Below are 18,382 nucleotides of genomic sequence, written 5' to 3'. Positions count from 1 at the left end.
ATTTTTGTTTACAATTTACTGTTAACAGGGGGATTTTATGAAATTTTACTTATGCACAATACTTGGTTTGTTGGTGTTTTTTGGCTGCAACAATAACAGCGAAAAAATCAAGGAAAACTATGCCTATTTTGGTGGTGAAGTTATAAACCCAAACGCCCGTTTTGTTACAATTACAGATAGTGAACACCATACGGATACTATAAAATTAGACGGCAGAAACCGCTTTATTTTTAAAATAGAAAACTTAAAAAAAGGCGTTTACACCTTTAAGCATGGTGGCGAATATCAAACAATTTTGTTAGAGCCCGAAGATAGTATTTTAGTTAGACTAAACACCCTAGAATTTGACGAATCACTTGTGTTTACAGGCAATGGTGCTAAAAAAAATAATTATTTTATTAATGAGTTTTTAGATAATGAATATATTGAAAAACAAATTTTAAGGTTATGCCAATTACCTCCAAAAGCGTTTGAAAAAAGTTTAGATTCTATTAGAAATGCAAAATTAAAGAAACTAGAACCTTACACTAAAAAATGTAGCGCATCAAAACTATTTAAAAAAATAGCAAAGGCTAACATAGATTTCCAGTACTATTCAAGTAAAGAGGCTTACCCGTTTATGCATTATGGGCAAGATAAAGGTGCTTTTTTAAAATCACTTCCAAAAGATTTTTATGCTTTTAGAAAAGACATAAATTATAATGATACATTTTTTGAAAGTTACCATAATTACCTTAGGTTTTTAAAACACAACATTAATACCTTAACTTTAGAAAAATACACAAGCTACCCTGATTACAAGTCGTTCAAATGGAATGTTTTACGTTTCAATTTAGATAGGCTTGATTTAGTTGATAGTTTAGTTACCAACCCCAAAATAAAAAATGAATTACTCTATAATTTTACAATGAAGTTTATTTCATTTAATAATAACGCTAATAAAACAGATAGCCTTGTTAACTCATTTTTAGAAAAAACTACTGATGAAAAAGCTAAAACTGCAATTATAAATTATACCAAATCTTTAAAAAATCTAGAAATTGGCTCTAATTTACCTGCTATTGAAGTTTTAGATTTTAATAACAATGAATACAATATTAGTAACCTTGTAAACAATACGCCAACGGTAGTAAGTTTTTGGTCTCACATGTATTATAACCATTTTAAAAAGAGTTATGCTAAAATTAAAGAACTAAAGGTAAAATACCCTGAAGTGAATTTTATTTACATAAATATTGACGAAATGGATGTAGAAAAACCTAAACAAACTTTTAAAACATCTAGGTTTAATTATAAAAATCAATATGTGTTTAAAAACCCTGAAGCCAGTAAAAAAACACTAGCCATTTACCCAATGACTAAAACCATTATAGTAAATAAAAACCAAAAGGTTGTAAGTGCTAGCGCTAATATTTTCTCTATTAATTTTGAAGAACAACTTTTAGGCGTAATTAACCAATAAACCTAAAGTTTGTAGTGATTCATTAATAACTTTTCATAAACCAAATCTGGTAAAATACGTTTTAATACTATTGAAAATTTTTGCATAAACGCCCCCACTTTGTAGTGTACTTTAGGGTTTTTAGTATTTATTATTTTATAAACTGCTTCAGCCATTTGGTTAGGATCACTACCAGCATCAACATGAGTATTCATTAAATCTAAAGTGTTACCGTAAGGCTTTTTGTAAGGCGAATTATTTAACAAAGGCGCATGATATCTTCCTGCCGCTATATTGGTTGCAAAATCACCAGGTGCAACGTTTGTCATTTTTATATTGAAGTCTTTAAGCTCCATTCTAAAAGCTTCTGTAATTAATTCTAAAGCACCTTTACTGGCGCTGTAAATGCCTCTGTAAGGCAATCCCATATAACCAGCAATAGATGTTATATTTATAATTAAACCACTTTGTTGTGTGCGCATTTGCGGTAAAACGGCTTTTATTACATTTATTGGTCCAAAAAAATTAGTATCAAAATTATTTTTAATTTCTGCCTCAGGTGTTTCTTCAATAGGTCCGGTAATACCTGCACCTGCATTATTAATTAAAACATCTAACTTACCTTCTTTTTTAATTACTGTATTTACTGATGTTTTAATAGATGCAACATCTTTAACATCTAAAGCTAAAATTGGAAATTTACTGTTGGCGTATTTTTCCGGATTTCTACTAGTACCGTAAACAATGTAGCCTTTTTCATTTAAAAATTCACCAATAGATTTTCCTATTCCTGAAGAACCTCCAGTTATTAAAACAACTTTAGACATATTTAAAGATTTTTTTGAAAACAAAGCGCCAAATTACAATATAGATTACCGAAAAGAAAATTTAATTTTAGCGCATAAAAAAAGGCAAGCTACCTACATCACACCGCTACAACCGTATACCTTTGCTGCGTTCCCGCCCTGGAGGATTCTACAGGAGCTGGTTGTGTAGGACTTGCCGGCTGCAAAGATACAATCTTTTAAAAATATAACAATGATTTTTTAAACTGATTTTAAATAAATATCTTGCCTAAAAATAATATAAAATTATGCGTTCACTCAAATATCTATCAATCATATTCTTAGCAGTAATTTTTGCTTCATGCGGTTCTAATTCTGGTAAGCAAAAAATAAATTTTTTAATTAAAACAAATGCTAATAAAGGCAATATTAGTAATAATGAAACCTTAAAAGTATCATTAATAAACAAAAAAAATGCAACTATAGATTCTGTTGTGTACAAACTAAATAATAAACTAATCACTGAAAACACACCCTTAAACAATTTTAAACTTGGTAAACAAACCATTGAAGCTACCATTTATTTTGAAGGCGATAGGCAAACAGCTACAACTCCAATTACAATTTTAAACAGTGAAGCGCCTAAAATTTTTAAATATAATATTGTGAATGAATATCCGCATGATATCACATCATACACACAAGGTTTAGAGTTTTTTAATGGTATTTTGTATGAAAGTACAGGGCAATACAAAGAATCTAAATTACGAACTGTAAACTATAAAACAGGAGACGTTTTAAAAAATATAGATTTAGCCGATCAATATTTTGGTGAAGGTTTAACCGTATTAAATAACAAAGTGTATCAATTAACCTGGAAAGCAGGTACTGGTTTTGTTTATAATGCTGAAACTTTAGAAAAAACGGGAAGTTTTAAATATGGAAATAGTAAAGAAGGTTGGGGGTTATGCAACCACGATAATGTTATTTACAAAAGTGACGGTACTGAAAAAATTTGGACTTTAAATCCTGAAACGCTAGTTGAAGAAGACTTTATACAAGTGTTTACCAACAAAGGAAAAATTGTTGAAATTAATGAAATGGAATGGATAGATGGAAAAATATTTGCCAACCGTTACCAAAAGGATGGCGTTGCCATAATTAACCCTAAAAATGGTGGTGTTATAGGTGTAATAGATTTTTCGCCATTAAAAAAACGTGTTACGCAACATGAAAAATTAGATGTTTTAAACGGTATTGCTTACAACCCACAAACCAAAACTATTTTTGTAACCGGAAAACGCTGGGACAAGTTGTTTGAAATTGAAATTGTTGAATAAAAAAAATGGTTTAGCCTACAAGCTAAACCATTTTTTTGTTATTTCCTTTTCTGTGTTAATGTTTGATTTGTGAATATATTCATTTTTTAAGGCGTTATATTCATAATCTTTACCCCAAGTTTCATAATTTTTAGCTACTTGTTTAATAGCATCACAAATAAATTCAATATCAGTATTAGTCATTGTAGGGTGAATAGACATACGAATCCAACCTGGACGTTCAATTAAACAACCGTCTAATATCTTTTTTTCAATAGCTTTTGATGTATTTTGGTCTACATTAAGTAAATAATGGCCATATGTACCTGCGCAAGAGCAGCCGCCTCTAGTTTGTACACCAAACCTATCATTTAAAAGTTTTACAATTAAGTTATAATGAACATTCTCTATATAAAATGAAAACACTCCTAACCTATCTGTGTGATTTGGTGCTAAAATTTTAAGATTTTTTATCTTATTTAACCTATCAAAAACAATGGTGTTTAATTCATGTTCTCGTTTTAAAATATTAGCAACACCCATTTTTTCTTTCAGCTTAATAGAAAGGGCTATTTTGATGGCTTGTAAAAACCCTGGAGTTCCGCCATCTTCTCGTGTTTCAATATCATCAATATAATCATGATCACCCCACGGATTTGTATACGAAACTGTACCACCACCAGGATTATCGGGTACTAAATTTTTATATAATTTTTTATTAAAAATTAAAACTCCTGATGATCCTGGGCCACCTAAAAACTTGTGAGGAGAAAATGTAATAGCATCTAAATACGCTTCATCATCTTCAGGATGCATATTTATGTTAACATAGGGTGCAGAACATGCAAAATCTACAAAGCACAAACCATTATTTTGATGCATTATTTTGGCTACTTCATGGTAATTTGTTCTAATGCCAGTTACGTTTGAACATCCCGTAATAGCAGCTATTTTAATAGGACAATTTTGATATTTTTCTATGAGTTTTAAAAGCTCATTTGTACACGGCAAACCATGAGCGTTTGATGGTATTACCTCTACCCTAGCAATGGTTTCTAACCACGATGTTTGGTTAGAATGATGTTCCATATGCGATACAAAAATTATAGGGCGTTTTTCTTCAGGAACTTTGGTATGATCTTTTAAATTCTCATTAAGTTTTATACCTAAAATTCTCTGAAACTTGTTAATGGCACCCGTCATTCCTGTTCCAACGGTTATTAAAACATCATTAGCCGATGCATTTACATGATTTTTAATAATGCTTCTGGCATCATGATAGGCATGCGTCATAGCAGAACCAGTTATAGAGGTTTCAGTGTGTGTATTGGCAACAAAAGGGCCAATATCATTTAATATTTTTGTTTCAATAGGTTCGTATAGTCTTCCGCTAGCAGTCCAATCGGCATAAATAATTTTTTTTCTTCCGTAAGGCGATTCAAAATATTCATCATTACCCACTACACGATCTCTAAACGGTTTAAAATATGTTTCAAGATTTGAAACAGCAGTGTTAGGTTTAGATTTAAAAACCTTATTCATTCCTTTTATTATAGCATTCATATGCATTAATTTTTTAAAAAACCACCCTGGAAAAACAACATAACCAAGGCAGTTTTTTCACTAAAACAAAAACCTAGTTTTTTATTATTTCTTAAACTTTTTTACACCGTCTTTCAGCCAATTGAAGTAATCATCTACATTAGGTGTATAGGCTACTGGCGCATTTAAGTTAGCTTCATTATGATCTATTAAAACATACAACGGTTGCGCGTTAGATTTGTATCTCATTATTTGTAATTCTGCCCATTTATCACCTATTTTTTTAAAGGGTTTTCCTGGGTATAGATATTCTGAAATACCTTGTTCACTTTCTGTTGGTGCTCGTTTTTCATCAACATATAAAGAAATCATTACATAGTCGTTTTTTATTACGTCAAGTACTTTAGGATCAGACCAAACGTATTCTTCCATTTTACGACAATTAACACAAGACCATCCAGTAAAATCTATAATAGCAGGTTTTCCAACTTTTTTCGCGTAAGCTAATCCTTTATCGTAATCATGAAACATTACTATGTCATGTACGCCATAATGCGCATCTTCGGGTAAAGCTTCATGGGCTACAGAACCACCAGACCCTAGTTTTGTATAACCAACACCGTAAGGTGATTCACTATAATTTAATGGCGGAGGAAAACCACTAATTAATTTTAATGGTGCACCCCATAATCCTGGTATTAAGTATACTGTAAATGCTAAAACTATTAAGCCTAGACCTAAACGCCCCACAGAAATGTGTGTTAATGGCGAATCATGTGGTAACTGAATTTTACCAAATAAATACATGGCTAAGGCGCCAAAAACAGCTATCCAGATGGCTATAAAAATTTCGCGCTCAAAAATGTGTAATTGTAATACTAAATCGGCTGTTGATAAAAACTTAAATGCTAAGGCCAATTCTAAAAATCCTAAAACCACTTTTACGGTATTTAACCAACCGCCAGATTTTGGTAATGAGTTCATCCAACCTGGAAATGCTGCAAATAAAGCAAATGGTAATGCTATTGCTAGTGAAAAACCTAACATACCTATTACGGGTCCTACTTTATCGCCACCAGAAGCCGCTTCAACTAAAATAGTACCAACAATAGGCCCAGTACATGAAAATGATACTATTGCTAAAGCCAATGCCATAAAAAATATGCCTACTAAACCACTACGGTTAGATTGTGCATCAACTTTATTGGCCCATGATTGCGGTAATGTAATTTCAAAAGCACCTAAAAATGATAGCGCAAATACTATTAAAATTAAGAAGAAAATTAAATTAAACCAAACGTTAGAAGCTAAAGCATTCATAGCTGCAGGCCCAAAAATAGCAGATACTGCAACACCCAATAATACATAGATTACCACAATGCAAACACCGTAAAATATAGCGTTTCTAATACCTTTTGCTTTATTATCAGATTGTTTTGTAAAGAAGCTTACTGTTAAGGGTATCATTGGAAATACACAAGGTGTTAACAATGCTGCAAACCCAGATAAAAAGGCTAAAAAGAATAAGGTTATTAAACCTCTTTTTGATGTTTCAGCCCCATCATTTAAAGTTGAATTTACGGCATCATTAGAGTTATTTGATGATGTATCTACGGTTTGTACTACTGCCTCAGAAGTTTTAGTATTATTTAAATTAAACGTTAACTCTACTTCTTTTGGTGGTAAACAACGTGTATCATCGCACACCATAAATTCTACAAAACCATTAACAGTGTTTGTATTGTTTTTAACTTCTATGTTTTGTTCAAAAATGGCATTATCTTCAAAAAAAGTAATAACCATATCAAAAACAGGGTCGTTAATTGTATGTCCTTTTTCTTCAGTAGTATTACCAACTAAGGTGATGGCACCGTTATTATCATCAAAAATAAAACTAGTGGCTATTGGTCCTCCCTCAGGAACATTTTGCGAATATAAATGCCAACCAGCATCAATACTAGCATTAGCCACTAATTTGTATTGGGTTTCTGAAATTTTTTCAACAGAAGTTGTCCATTTTACAGGATCTAATATTTGTGCATTACTATACGTTACAATTAATAACGTTAGTAGGAATAAAAACTTTTTCATTAGGTTAGTTTAGCGAAAGTTATTGTAATTTAAAAACTAATTCTTTATCGGTTGGAGGTAAACAACGGCTGTCATCGCACACCATAAATGTTACTGTTGCGGTTATAGGAAAGGCATCTGAACTTTTTAGTTTTATACGTTGTTCAAAAACTGTTTCTATTTCAAAATATTTAATTTTCATATTAAAAATAGGATCATCAACAACATGTACGTCGCCTTCATTAGTATTTCCTTTTTTAAGGTAAGCCCCATTACTGTTGTAAGTAAAACTAGTAGCAATTGGACCACCTTCTGGTACTGTTTGTGAGTATAAGTGCCAACCTTTTTCAATAACTGCTTTACTTATTAATTTGTATTCAGTGCCTGAAACTTTCTCTACAGATGTACTCCATTTTACAGGTTCTAAAATTTGAGAATAGGCGCTAGTAGTTAAAACTAGTAATGCAATTGCTATTAATTTTTTCATGTTTTTGTGTGTTTAATTTTTATTAATAATAAGGGTTATTTTTAACAAATAACCCTTATTGGGCATCTTTATTAATTTTGGTGGTTGACTAACTCAAAATCAAAAAAACAACTAAAATAAACGTTAAAAAAGATGCTTTTAGTTTTTAGCTAATGGTTTTACAACAATTTCAAACGATTGCCCGTTTGTTTGCAATTTTTTAGCTAAGTTTTGTATGTCTTTTTTATTAATATTATTAATTACTTTTTCAAAATTATTTGGGTTTTCCATATTATAACCATCTCTATAAAAAGTGGTTAAAAGTGTCATATCATACCCGTTGTTACTTTTTGATTGTTCTCTAGATTTTTTATAACTAGTTAAAGTTTTATCTAAATCTTCCTGTTTAATTTCACCCTTAGCTATTTTAGAAATTTCAGCATGTACAATGCCAACTAATTTTTCAGCTAAAGCTGGGTTACAATCAAACTTTATAGTTACATATGATAATACTTTAGGTTCTTTTACTAAAAAAGCGCCTGCTCTTGGGCTGTAAACGCCACCCTCTTCTTCTCTAAGCGTTTCTACTAACCTTAATTGTAAAATATCACCTAACGCTTTTGTTACAAATTGATTTTTTACTGTATAATCTGTTTCAATTTTTAAAGCAATATTTACGTTTGTTTTAGGATCTTCCATTGCTAAAGTAACATCTTCATCAACCTTATTACTTTTCCATTTTGGTACTACATCTTTAAATTGCTCTTTATTTGAAGTAACAGGAATACTTGCAATATATTTGGTTAAAAGAGGCTCTAAATTTTCAGCTTTTACATCGCCAACAATAAAAAATTCAAAATCTGCTGCATTAGCAAACCTATTTAAGTACACTTCTTTTATTTTTTCAAATGATACATCATTTACAAAATCTTGATTAAACACACGTTTTCTTGGGTTATTATTACCGTATAATGTGGTTGTAATTTTGTCTTTTATTTGCTCATTTATATCTTTACTTCTTCTAATAACATAATTATCAATACCGCTTTGTAAAACTTTGAAAGCTTGCTCATCAAAACGTGGTTTCACAAAATACAAATGTGCAAGTTGCAACATAGTTTCAACATCTTTTGTTGTTGAAGTACCGGTTAAAGACTCTGTGGTTTCACCTAAGCTTGGTGACATTGATGCCGTTTTTCCTGCTAAAATTTTTGGTAATTCAGTGGCTGAAAAATCACCTAAACCAGACATTTGAATTAAGTTCCCTAACAATTCTGCCGATGGTAAATTAGCATCACTAATTAGAGATTTACCACCGTGGCTAATAGCTTCAAAAGCTACCGTGTTTTTTTGTTTATCTGCAAATTTGTAGTGCACTTTAATACCGTTGCTTAATGTATAAGTTGTAGCTGCTAGCTCTTTACTAACATTTTTATTAGCTATTTTACCTGTAGCAATATTTAGGCCAGAAATTAAAGTTTTGCCTTCAAAAGCTTCGGTGTATGCTTTTAAACTAGTATCATTTTCAACTTCATTAATAACAGCTAAAGCACGTTCTTGGGTTAAGTTTTCTTTCCCTTCTACGCCTGTAACGTTTAAAAACCTGTTATGCTTTGTATATAGTTTTTTTATTGTATTGTGAAGTGTTTGTGGCGTTAAACTTGCAAATAATGTTTTAGCAATGTTATATTCTTTCTCAATATCTGTAATGGTTTTGTTATCTAAATAATCAGCTTTAATAACATTAATTAGGGCTCCATGACTTTTATCGTCTTTTTTAGCTATTTCAGTTTCATAATAGTTTGAAAACTCTTTGATGGTACGCGCTATTTCTGATGGTGAAAAACCAAATTTAACGGCTCTAACAACCTCTGTTAACACTGCTTTAAAAGCAGCTTCTTGTTGCCCGGGTTTTGGTACAACAGTAATAGAAAATGCGTTGTTAGCCCTTGCTAAAGATTGGTAACCAATTCTAGCTCCTAAAAAACTAGCGTTAGGCTTTTGAGATTCATCTGATATTCTTGATGATAACATTGTGGTTACCATTGATTGTAGTAAAGATTCTTGTAAATCTGATACAGTTTGGTTTTCTAATGATTTTTTATGACGAATACCAAAATCTATTCTAGCTGTAGATATTTCTTTATCCATACCCAAACTATAAAGCATTTCTTGGTTTTCGGGTACTTCAACAATAAAGCGTTCTCTTGGATTTTTTACAGCTGGTATTTTTGAAAACAATGCTTTTATTTTAGATTCAATAACATCAACATCAATATCACCAACTACGGCAATAGCTTGTAAATCTGTTCTGTACCAATCATGATAAAAATCTCTAAGCGCTTTGTATTCAAAATTTTCAACAATACTCATTAAACCAATTGGCAATCTTTTTGCGTATTTAGAATTGTTAAAGGTTACAGGCAATGAGGTTTGAAACAAACGCATTTGTCCGTTTTGGCGTGATCTCCATTCTTCTTTAATCACACCTCTTTCAGCATCAATTTCTTCATCAGTTAATAATAAATAGTTACACCAATCATGCAATACTAGCAAACCTTTATCTATTAATTCTGGGTTTGTGGGTACATTATCAATGTTATAAACCGTTTCATCAAAACTAGTGTAGGCGTTAATATCTCTACCAAAAACTAATCCTTTTTCTTGAAACGTATTTAAAATACCTTTTCCTTCAAAATTTTCAGTGCCATTAAAAGCCATATGTTCTAAAAAGTGTGCTAACCCTTGTTGGTCATCATTTTCTAAAACAGAACCTACATTTTGTATTATGTAGTAGCTTGCTGCATCTTTTACAACATCTGTACTTTTAATGTAATAAGTTAAACCGTTAGGTAAAACACCTTTTTTTATAGTTTCATCAACCGGAAGTGCGTTATTTAAGTCTTGCCCAAATGTTAACAAGCCTACAAATAGATATAATAATGTTGAAAATTTTTTCATGTAATTATAGATAATTTTATGTGTTTTTAAGTTAGACGCTGCATTTCTTATTTTCCCTTATTAAAAAAATGTTAAAATTTTAAACTAATTGTAAAATTATAGAATTTAAGGCCTGTTTTTTAATTAATTTGTTAGCTAAATTAATAATCAGTTAATTATTTTTCAATCAATTATAATGCATACAAATAAACTAATAAAGCATGTTGTTTTTTTATGTCTGTTTTGTTGTGTTTCAATACCAACATTAAGTCAAAATAAAACCATAGATATTACAGGAAAAGTTCTAGAATATAGTAGCAAACAACCTGTAGCCTATGCATCGGTTTTAATTGTAGATGCTCAAACAAAAAAGAACATTAGCGGCACTACTTCTGGTGAAGATGGCACCTTTAATTTATCTACTAATATTTCAAAATTTAATATTGAAATTAGCTTTATTGGTTACAAAACTAAAGTAATTAATGAGTATATTATAAAAAATAACAGTATAAATCTTGGTACTATATTTTTAACTGAAGATTTAGCGCAATTAAGTGAAGTGGTTGTAGAAGCTGAAGTTTCAAAAACACAATTTAAGCTAGATAAACGTATTTTTAATATTGGTAAAGATTTAAGTAGCACAGGCGCAAGTGCTCTTGAAATTTTAAACAATGTACCGTCTGTAAACGTAAATATTGAAGGCGCCATTAGCCTTAGAGGTAGTCAAGGTGTGCAAATACTAATTAACGGTAAACCATCGGTCATTGCTAGTGATGGTGGTAATGCCTTAGGAACAATTACTGCCGATATGATTGAGCGTATTGAAGTTATTACAAACCCTTCAGCTAAATACGACGCCGAAGGAACTGCCGGTATAATTAACATTGTATTAAAAAAAGATGAACGTAAAGGCTTAAATGGTTCTGCCAGTTTAAATTTAGGCACACCAACAAATCATAGCTTTGGCTTAAGTTTAAACAGGCGTACCGAAAAGTTTAACTTATTTAGCCAATTTGGTGTTGGTTACCGTAAATTACCAAATGACAGATTAAGCATTAACAAAGATTTGGTTAATAACACCACCCTAAATTCTAACGGCACCGAATACCGAAATGAAAAGTTTTATAACATTATTTTAGGTACAGATTATCATATAAACGATAATAATATTTTAACGTTATCTGGTAGTTATGCTTATGAAGTAGAAGATCAGCCCTCAACAACAAACTTTAGTTTTACAGATGAAACTAATACAGCAAATACGTCTCTTTGGAAACGCACCGAAGAAACAGATGCCACAAACCCTAAATACCAATATGAACTTCAATACAAAAAAGATTTTGATGACCACGAAGACCACATGCTTTTATTTAGTGCTTTAGGCCGCTTTTTTGGTAAAGAACAGTCTTCAAATTTTGAAGATGTTACTATTGCTGGAGATAATCGTGATAACTTACAAAAAACCAGAACAGATTTTGATGAAGCAAATTACACCTTTAAGTTAGATTACACCAAACCTTTTAATGACAAATTTACCATTGAAACTGGTGCACAATATGTATTAAATAATGTTAGTAACGATTATGAAGTTCAAAACTTTGAAAATGGTAGTTATGTTACCGATGCTAACCAAACTAATATTTTTGATTTTAACCAAAACGTTTTAGGTATTTACGGAACTGCTGCTTACGAAGCCGAAAAATGGGGCGTTAAAGTTGGTTTACGCCTTGAAAATACCGATTTAGAAACTTTACTTAAAAATACCAACGAACAAAACAAACAAAACTATTCTAACGTATTTCCTAGCATACATGCATCATATAAAATAACTGGTAATTACTCACTACAAATTGGGTATTCCAGACGCGTTTATAGGCCTAGGTTATGGGACTTAAATCCGTTTTTCAACATAAGAAACAATTTTAATATTAGAACCGGAAATCCAGATTTACAACCTGAATTTACAGATTCTTATGAACTTACAAATATTTATAACCTAGGGAAAGCCTCTATAAATTTTGGCATATATTATCGTTACACCACCAATGCCATTGAGCGTAGTGTTTCAACTTTTACAAACAATGTAAACACATTTAAACCTTTAAACTTAGGCACAACAAACGCTGTTGGTGTTGAGTTTAACGGCAAATACCCAATAACCAATTGGTTAATTTTTAATGGTGATATTAATTATAATGCTTTTAAGCTTAATGGAAATTTAAATAGCACATCAATTGATTTTGATGCAGACCAATGGACAGGTAAACTTACCAGTAAATTAAAACTACCCGCTGATATAGATTTTGAAATTACAGGAAACTACAGATCTGAAACCGAAACGGTACAGGGTAATGAAGCCAACGTTATTTTTGCCGATTTAGGTTTACGCAAAAAAGTAATTAAAGGTAAAGGTGTTATTAACCTAAGTGTAAGAGATGTTTTTGCTTCTAGAATTGAAAAAAGCTAAACCATTCAACCCGATTTTTATTTATACAATGAAAACCAACGCGGACGCTTTATTACAATTGGCATAAGTTATGGTTTTGGTAAAGGTGAAGCTATGGAGTATTCAGGAAAAAGGCGCTAAATTAAAAATTAACTTAACGCCTTTAATTTAACTACTAAAACTTCTTTTTATTCTGGTATATAGCTTTTATCCATAACTAACATCCATTTATCAAGCTCAAAACCATCTTCACGCATTGAAAATGAAATAATGTATTCATCGGCTTTATCAAATGTTAAAGTTATAGTTTGCTTGTATCCGCAATGGTTTTCTGGCACACGTTGAGCCGATGACCATGTCCAATTATGTTTTCCTTGGCATAATTGAATGCGTTGACCGCTTTCTGGCCATTCACCATTAACACCAACATGCAAACCATTATCTTCTGGCCCCGTTGAAAACGCCCTAACCCATACATAATAAGTACCTGGTGTATTAATTTTTACTTTATAAGACACAACACCACCCGTACCTGGTATAGGAAAAAAGTTTTCACCTACAATCAATTTATCTTTATGAGTTACTCTTGTATCTGGCATAGCCTCAATATACGCTTTACCACTTGCAGTTTTAGCATGATTACCATGCCTTGTTGTAAATGGAAACTCGCCTTCATAAGCATTAATGTAAAATTTTCTTGGGCTACCGTTATTTGTGTTATGGTGAAAAGCTTCTCCTTCAACTTCTAAAACACCATTTTTTTCTTCAAAAGGAGTAACAGATTTTAATGTTTCTTTTAACGTGAAGTTTTTAGGAGTTAACTCTAAAGATCTCCAACGTCCTCTTGCCCAAGCTGTTTCATCACCTTCAGGTATTCTGCCATTTGTAAGAGCTTTAGAGCCTATTGTTATAGTATCTCCTTCTTTTAAATGCAGTGTTCCTATTGCTAAACGGGTGTTTTTAAAAGATTCTGGCGCTTGCGGGTTTTTAACCTTTTTTAAACCATTGTTATTTATTCTAATTTCATAAGTAGATTCACCATCATTTTCAGCAACTGTGTTTAAAATACCCGTGTAGAAACCAGTAGCTCCTTTAAACACTGTAAAAGCTTTGGCTTGCTTGTCTCTTTGGTCTTTTTTTCCTGCATTTATAGCAAAAGTACCGCGTTTTTCTTCTTTGTAGTAAGTGGCTTCAGAAGTTTCATCTATTATGAAATCTTGAATAGCATTTAACACCACTGTATTTTTAGTGCTAGCCGTATTTTTTTTCTTAGATGTATTTTGAATTAAAGCAACCCAATCGCCAGTTTTTGACGGCGGTAAACCTATTGAAACATTTTCTCCAGATCTTACAGTTTTTATAGTTCCCGTCTGAAGATTACCACCCGTTTTAGCATTGTACCATTTAACGGAATATTTAGCTTTATTACCAGCTAAATGCAATTTAGTTTCTTCAACTGTTGGAAGATACACCGCGTAAACATCACCTGTTTTTGCAAACACATAGTCATGTGTGTTTGCTGTTAAATCATCTGCAGACACCATTTGCTCAAAAGGCAAATAGGTATTAAAAAAATCTAAAGCATGTTTAGTTTGCTCCCAAACATTGTTTCTAGAGCGCCAATCTTCGCAAGTTAAATCGTGGTGCGCAAATTTATACCCAAAATACCACTCTACACCGGCGCCACCTGCCATTAAATTGCCCCATAAAACTTCAGCTCTAATATCATCATGATCCGGATCATCAGCATCAGGTTTTGCTCCTGTGTGTGCTGGCCCAATTTCATCTTGACAAACCACCCATTGCCTGTTATAATTAGCAGATTCATTAATCCAATTAACTGTAATATCATGCACATCATGCGGATGATGTGTTTGCATTGAAGGGCCATCTAAATATTCATACCCTAAAAGTGGGGTTAAAAATAAATTTTGAGCATTGGTATTGGCATGCGTATGTAAAACCACAAAATTATGGTAAGGATCATGTGTTTTAATATACTTAGCCATTTCTTTTCTATCTTTATCGGTTTGTCCTTTAGGTGTCCAAACCAACGGCCCGTTTTCTTCTCCTAAATTCCAAGTAACTGCTAAATGATGTGCAAAACGTGCAATTAACTCGCGGTAATATAATTTACGCATGGTTTTAGTTTCACCTAAATCTAGCAACAACTCGTTTTCAGTCTCTTGGGTAACAATATGAAGCATTAAACCTAAATTATCCATATGATCAAAAACAATTTCCCATTGGTCTAGTTTACTACAATCAAAACGAAAACGCTCATGCTCATTAGTCCAAGGCCAAACATCTTTACCATCACCTTGAATATTCATAGTTAAAAAGTATACAGAATTCATACCTTTAGATGCTAAATAATTTAAAGCGCCTATAATGTTTTTGCCTTTTCCGTTTTGCCATGTAGGGTCACCTTGTTTAAAATCTTTGGCATGCGCTTCGTATTTATGTGAAGCTGGTGTTTGGTCAAATTCATAATACCCTAAAAAACTTTCAGGACTATCTGCGCCTCCTTTTAAAAATGCTTCATTTGTATCAGCATACTTTAAATATCTATCTCCGGTGTATTTTAATCTTCCTTTGGTTCTAAAATTGTTTCCTGTTTTATCTGCTTCAGCAATTGTAAAACTACCTTTAGTACCATTAAAACTTACAGGTTTACCTGCATAAAAATCATCACTTACGGCTATGTTTTCACCTTTTCTAAATGATACTTCATACGCCCACTCGCCTACTTCATCTGGCATAAACCTAACTTGCCAAACCTTTCCATATTTTGCGCTTGTTTCGGCAGCATTACCATCGGCAGCAAAAAAACCTGGAATAACCATTGTTTTTTTCTTGTGTTTAAAAATTACATTTAGTCTGTAATTTAAAAACGGATTTTCTTCTTCACTTTCACTTAATTCATCGCCTTCAAAACTTAAAGTTATTTTATGCCATTTTTTTAAAGGCCCATCTATTTTTTGCGCTTTTACGTTTAATATTGTGAAAAGCATTATTGCTAATAAAACGGATATTTTTTGCATGTGTTATAGTAATTTAATACGTAAATAGTTTGTTTTTTGATTATGATTTACAAGGTTACAGGTGCATTAATTTCGGCCGATTTGTAAACGGCTTCTTGCACTTGCAATGTTTTTAAATAGTTGCTTCCGCTGGTTTCAAAAGGTTCACCACTGCATAATTTATCAATAAAATCTTGTTGAAAAATAAAACAGCAGTCTCCTGCAAAACCTACATCATTGTGTGTGTATTCATGTTCTTGTTCAGACTCACCTAATTTTTGAATGGTTATTTTCCCATCAGAATACAAGCGGATTGAGCCTTTAGAGCCATCAATTAAATACTCTCCAAAGGTGTATCTAGATTTTTTAAAGTTATTTTCATTGTAGCGGTTAGCATCCCAAATGGCATGTGCATTGTTTTCAAAATTTAACACCACTAACCCAGAATCTTCACCTTTTATAACTGGGTTTAAGCGTTTTAAAATGGCGTAAGCACTGGTTACTTCACCTGCGTGGTAACGAAACGTATCAATAAAATGTACGCCCGTTTCATAAATAAGTAGTTTTTTATAATCTCTAAAATAGGGTTGTCTGGCCAAATAAGCATTGTCTCCCCAACCATCGCCCATACGCGACCTGAAATTTAGACTAAAAACATTACCAATACCATCATTATTAATAATTTTTTTTATTTCTCTGTGCCAAGGTTGAAATCTGAAATTTTCGTGCACTACAAAACGTACATCTTTTTTAGAAACATAGTCTACTATTTTTTTAGACTCTTCAAACGTTGGTGCTAATGGTTTTTGGCAGATAATATGCACACCGTTATCTGCAGCAAATTTGCACATTTCAAAATGTGTTTCTGGTGGTGTTATGATATCTACAAAATCTGGTTTTTCAGTAAGAATCATTTCCTTATAATCGGTGTAATGTTTTTTTACACCGTAAGGTTCCATAATGCTTTTGGCACGCTCTAAATTAGAATTACAAAGGGCTGTAATCTCAACATCAGGAATACGTGTCCATGCTTCATATTGAAATTTACTAAAATACCCTGCGCCAATGGCAACACCTTTTAATTTATTCTGCATTATTTAATTTTTTATTCGGATTCATAAAAGACCAACAAAAAATGGCTACAATACCTAAAACGGCCGCTACGTAAAAAAATGGTTCGTTAGATCCTGTCCATTCCTGTAAATACGGAAATGCTAACGCGGTTGTAAACGCCCCTAAATTACCGGCCATATTCATCATACCAGATACTTTTCCTGAGTTTTCTTCACCAATATCCATACAAAATGACCATGACGGACTTAACGTCATATCTGCACCAAAAATAGCTACAGATAAACATAATACTGCACCTAAAGCGGTATTCATGTAAAGACTAGACAAAATACCAATAACCACTAAAACAAAACCAATGGTTGCGGGTAATTGCCTTGAACGTTTCCAATGTCCTTTTCTATAAATACTATCAACCATAAAACCAGAAGTCCAATTTCCAAAAGCTCCTGCCAATAATGGTAACATGGCATAAAAACCAGTGGCTACCAAGCTTAATTCATATTTATCTTTAATGTACGGAAACAACCATGTTAACATGAAGAAAAATATAAAATTACTACCTATATATTGGACCATTGCTAGAATTACATTTTTTGAGGTAAGTACCGTTTTTAATGGTAAGTTACCACCTTTTTTTTCAACCTCATGCTGCCTGTTTTTAATGATGTATTCTTTTTCTTCATTAGATAATCCTTTGTGTTCTTCAGGTTTGTTTCTAAAGAAAATTACAAACCAAACTGCAAAAACAAGCCCAACAGCACCAAAAAAATAAAATATGCTACGCCAACCCCAAGCATCAATTAAATACGCTACTAAAGGCAATGCAAAAGCAGCTCCTAATCTGGAACCTGAAAAATTTATACCTTGAAAAACACCTCGCTCTTTAGTGGGCACCCAAGAAAAGGCTGCTCTTGATATGTTTGGAAATGCACCAGCTTCACCAGCACCAAAAATAAATCTGAAGAAAAGCATGGAAACATAATTCCAGGCAGCACCTGTTAATGCTGTGAAAATTGACCATAACACCATAATGCTAGTCATTACTTTTCTAACACCATATTTATCGCCCATGGTACCTCCAGGTACTTGAAATAATGCATAGCCCAAAGCAAAAGCACTAAGTACCCAACCCATTTGTATATCGGTTAAGTTTAAATCTGAACTAATGGCGTCTTTTGCTGAAGAAATACACACCCTATCTATATACAAAAGAAGGGTAATTAAAAAAGAACCAGCAAAAAACCAATATCTTTTTTTTGGTATGGGTTTACTCATT

Annotated in this window: 11 protein-coding genes and 1 other RNA gene; 3 read left to right on the top strand and 9 right to left on the bottom strand. The window is 32.2% G+C overall.

The annotated features are described in order from the left end of the window. Nucleotides 1–37: 37 nt before the first annotated feature. Nucleotides 38–1,462: a TlpA family protein disulfide reductase gene (locus tag ACXAG4_RS11600; RefSeq protein WP_475296240.1), complete on the top strand. Its 1,425-nt coding sequence runs from the start codon at nt 38–40 to the stop codon at nt 1,460–1,462. A 2-nt stretch (nt 1,463–1,464) separates the two neighbouring features. Here the strand turns inward: ACXAG4_RS11600 and ACXAG4_RS11595 are convergent, their stop codons facing one another. Beyond that, nucleotides 1,465–2,268 (bottom strand): SDR family oxidoreductase, encoded by an 804-nt coding sequence (locus tag ACXAG4_RS11595; protein ID WP_475296239.1) that lies wholly within the window; start codon nt 2,266–2,268, stop codon nt 1,465–1,467. Nucleotides 2,269–2,347: 79 nt separating this feature from the next. Beyond that, nucleotides 2,348–2,446, bottom strand: an RNA gene (gene ffs / locus ACXAG4_RS11590) — signal recognition particle sRNA small type. An 88-nt stretch (nt 2,447–2,534) separates the two neighbouring features. Here ffs and ACXAG4_RS11585 point away from each other — a divergent pair. After that, a complete protein-coding gene (locus tag ACXAG4_RS11585) occupies nt 2,535–3,566 on the top strand; it encodes a glutaminyl-peptide cyclotransferase (protein WP_475296238.1) in 1,032 nt (343 codons plus the stop codon). Nucleotides 3,567–3,581: 15 nt separating this feature from the next. On the opposite strand, the gene ACXAG4_RS11580 is transcribed toward ACXAG4_RS11585, so the two are convergent. The 4 genes from ACXAG4_RS11580 to ACXAG4_RS11565 all read right to left on the bottom strand — a co-directional run bounded on the left by ACXAG4_RS11580 (nt 3,582) and on the right by ACXAG4_RS11565 (nt 10,584). After that, nucleotides 3,582–5,108 (bottom strand): aminotransferase class V-fold PLP-dependent enzyme, encoded by a 1,527-nt coding sequence (locus ACXAG4_RS11580; RefSeq protein ID WP_475296237.1) that lies wholly within the window; start codon nt 5,106–5,108, stop codon nt 3,582–3,584. An 84-nt stretch (nt 5,109–5,192) separates the two neighbouring features. Next, nucleotides 5,193–7,178, bottom strand: a complete 1,986-nt coding sequence (locus ACXAG4_RS11575; RefSeq protein WP_475296236.1) for a protein-disulfide reductase DsbD family protein — start codon at nt 7,176–7,178, stop codon at nt 5,193–5,195. Between the two features lie 19 nt (nt 7,179–7,197). Continuing rightward, the gene (locus ACXAG4_RS11570) at nt 7,198–7,644 is read right to left on the bottom strand and encodes a protein-disulfide reductase DsbD domain-containing protein (protein WP_475296235.1); all 447 of its coding nucleotides are present in this window, start codon (nt 7,642–7,644) and stop codon (nt 7,198–7,200) included. A gap of 138 nt (nt 7,645–7,782) precedes the next feature. Continuing rightward, on the bottom strand, nt 7,783–10,584 hold the full coding sequence (locus ACXAG4_RS11565; protein ID WP_475296234.1) for a M16 family metallopeptidase: 2,802 nt from the start codon (nt 10,582–10,584) through the stop codon (nt 7,783–7,785). Between the two features lie 175 nt (nt 10,585–10,759). Here ACXAG4_RS11565 and ACXAG4_RS11560 point away from each other — a divergent pair, with 175 nt between their 5' ends. After that, nucleotides 10,760–13,030 (top strand): TonB-dependent receptor, encoded by a 2,271-nt coding sequence (locus tag ACXAG4_RS11560; protein ID WP_475296233.1) that lies wholly within the window; start codon nt 10,760–10,762, stop codon nt 13,028–13,030. Between the two features lie 167 nt (nt 13,031–13,197). Here the strand turns inward: ACXAG4_RS11560 and ACXAG4_RS11555 are convergent, their stop codons facing one another. From ACXAG4_RS11555 to ACXAG4_RS11545, 3 genes are read right to left on the bottom strand one after another with little or no spacing between them, the layout of a single operon-like run. Continuing rightward, nucleotides 13,198–16,053, bottom strand: coding sequence for a DUF5060 domain-containing protein (locus ACXAG4_RS11555; RefSeq protein WP_475296232.1), 2,856 nt, complete (start codon nt 16,051–16,053; stop codon nt 13,198–13,200). A gap of 47 nt (nt 16,054–16,100) precedes the next feature. Then, a complete protein-coding gene (locus ACXAG4_RS11550) occupies nt 16,101–17,126 on the bottom strand; it encodes a Gfo/Idh/MocA family protein (RefSeq protein ID WP_475296231.1) in 1,026 nt (341 codons plus the stop codon). Then, nucleotides 17,116–18,381 carry an MFS transporter gene (locus tag ACXAG4_RS11545; protein WP_475296230.1) on the bottom strand — a complete coding sequence of 422 codons (1,266 nt, stop codon included), beginning with the start codon at nt 18,379–18,381 and terminating at the stop codon, nt 17,116–17,118. Before ACXAG4_RS11545 ends, ACXAG4_RS11550 begins: the two co-directional genes overlap by 11 nt. Nucleotide 18,382 lies beyond the last annotated feature (1 nt).

The organism is Seonamhaeicola sp. ABD4_175 (assembly GCF_056160885.1).
Note: the sequence above shows the minus strand (reverse complement) of the source record. Positions and strands in the feature narration are given on the sequence as shown.

Bases quoted from the DNA above. Each gene is read 5' to 3' on its own strand.
- ACXAG4_RS11595 (WP_475296239.1), bottom strand. From the start codon at position 2,268: ATGTCTAAAGTTGTTTTAATAACTGGAGGTTCTTCAGGAATAGGAAAA.
- ACXAG4_RS11560 (WP_475296233.1), top strand. From the start codon at position 10,760: ATGCATACAAATAAACTAATAAAGCATGTTGTTTTTTTATGTCTGTTT.
- ACXAG4_RS11600 (WP_475296240.1), top strand. From the start codon at position 38: ATGAAATTTTACTTATGCACAATACTTGGTTTGTTGGTGTTTTTTGGC.
- ACXAG4_RS11575 (WP_475296236.1), bottom strand. From the start codon at position 7,178: ATGAAAAAGTTTTTATTCCTACTAACGTTATTAATTGTAACGTATAGT.
- ACXAG4_RS11555 (WP_475296232.1), bottom strand. From the start codon at position 16,053: ATGCAAAAAATATCCGTTTTATTAGCAATAATGCTTTTCACAATATTA.
- ACXAG4_RS11550 (WP_475296231.1), bottom strand. From the start codon at position 17,126: ATGCAGAATAAATTAAAAGGTGTTGCCATTGGCGCAGGGTATTTTAGT.
- ACXAG4_RS11580 (WP_475296237.1), bottom strand. From the start codon at position 5,108: ATGAATGCTATAATAAAAGGAATGAATAAGGTTTTTAAATCTAAACCT.
- ACXAG4_RS11570 (WP_475296235.1), bottom strand. From the start codon at position 7,644: ATGAAAAAATTAATAGCAATTGCATTACTAGTTTTAACTACTAGCGCC.
- ACXAG4_RS11545 (WP_475296230.1), bottom strand. From the start codon at position 18,381: ATGAGTAAACCCATACCAAAAAAAAGATATTGGTTTTTTGCTGGTTCT.
- ACXAG4_RS11585 (WP_475296238.1), top strand. From the start codon at position 2,535: ATGCGTTCACTCAAATATCTATCAATCATATTCTTAGCAGTAATTTTT.
- ACXAG4_RS11565 (WP_475296234.1), bottom strand. From the start codon at position 10,584: ATGAAAAAATTTTCAACATTATTATATCTATTTGTAGGCTTGTTAACA.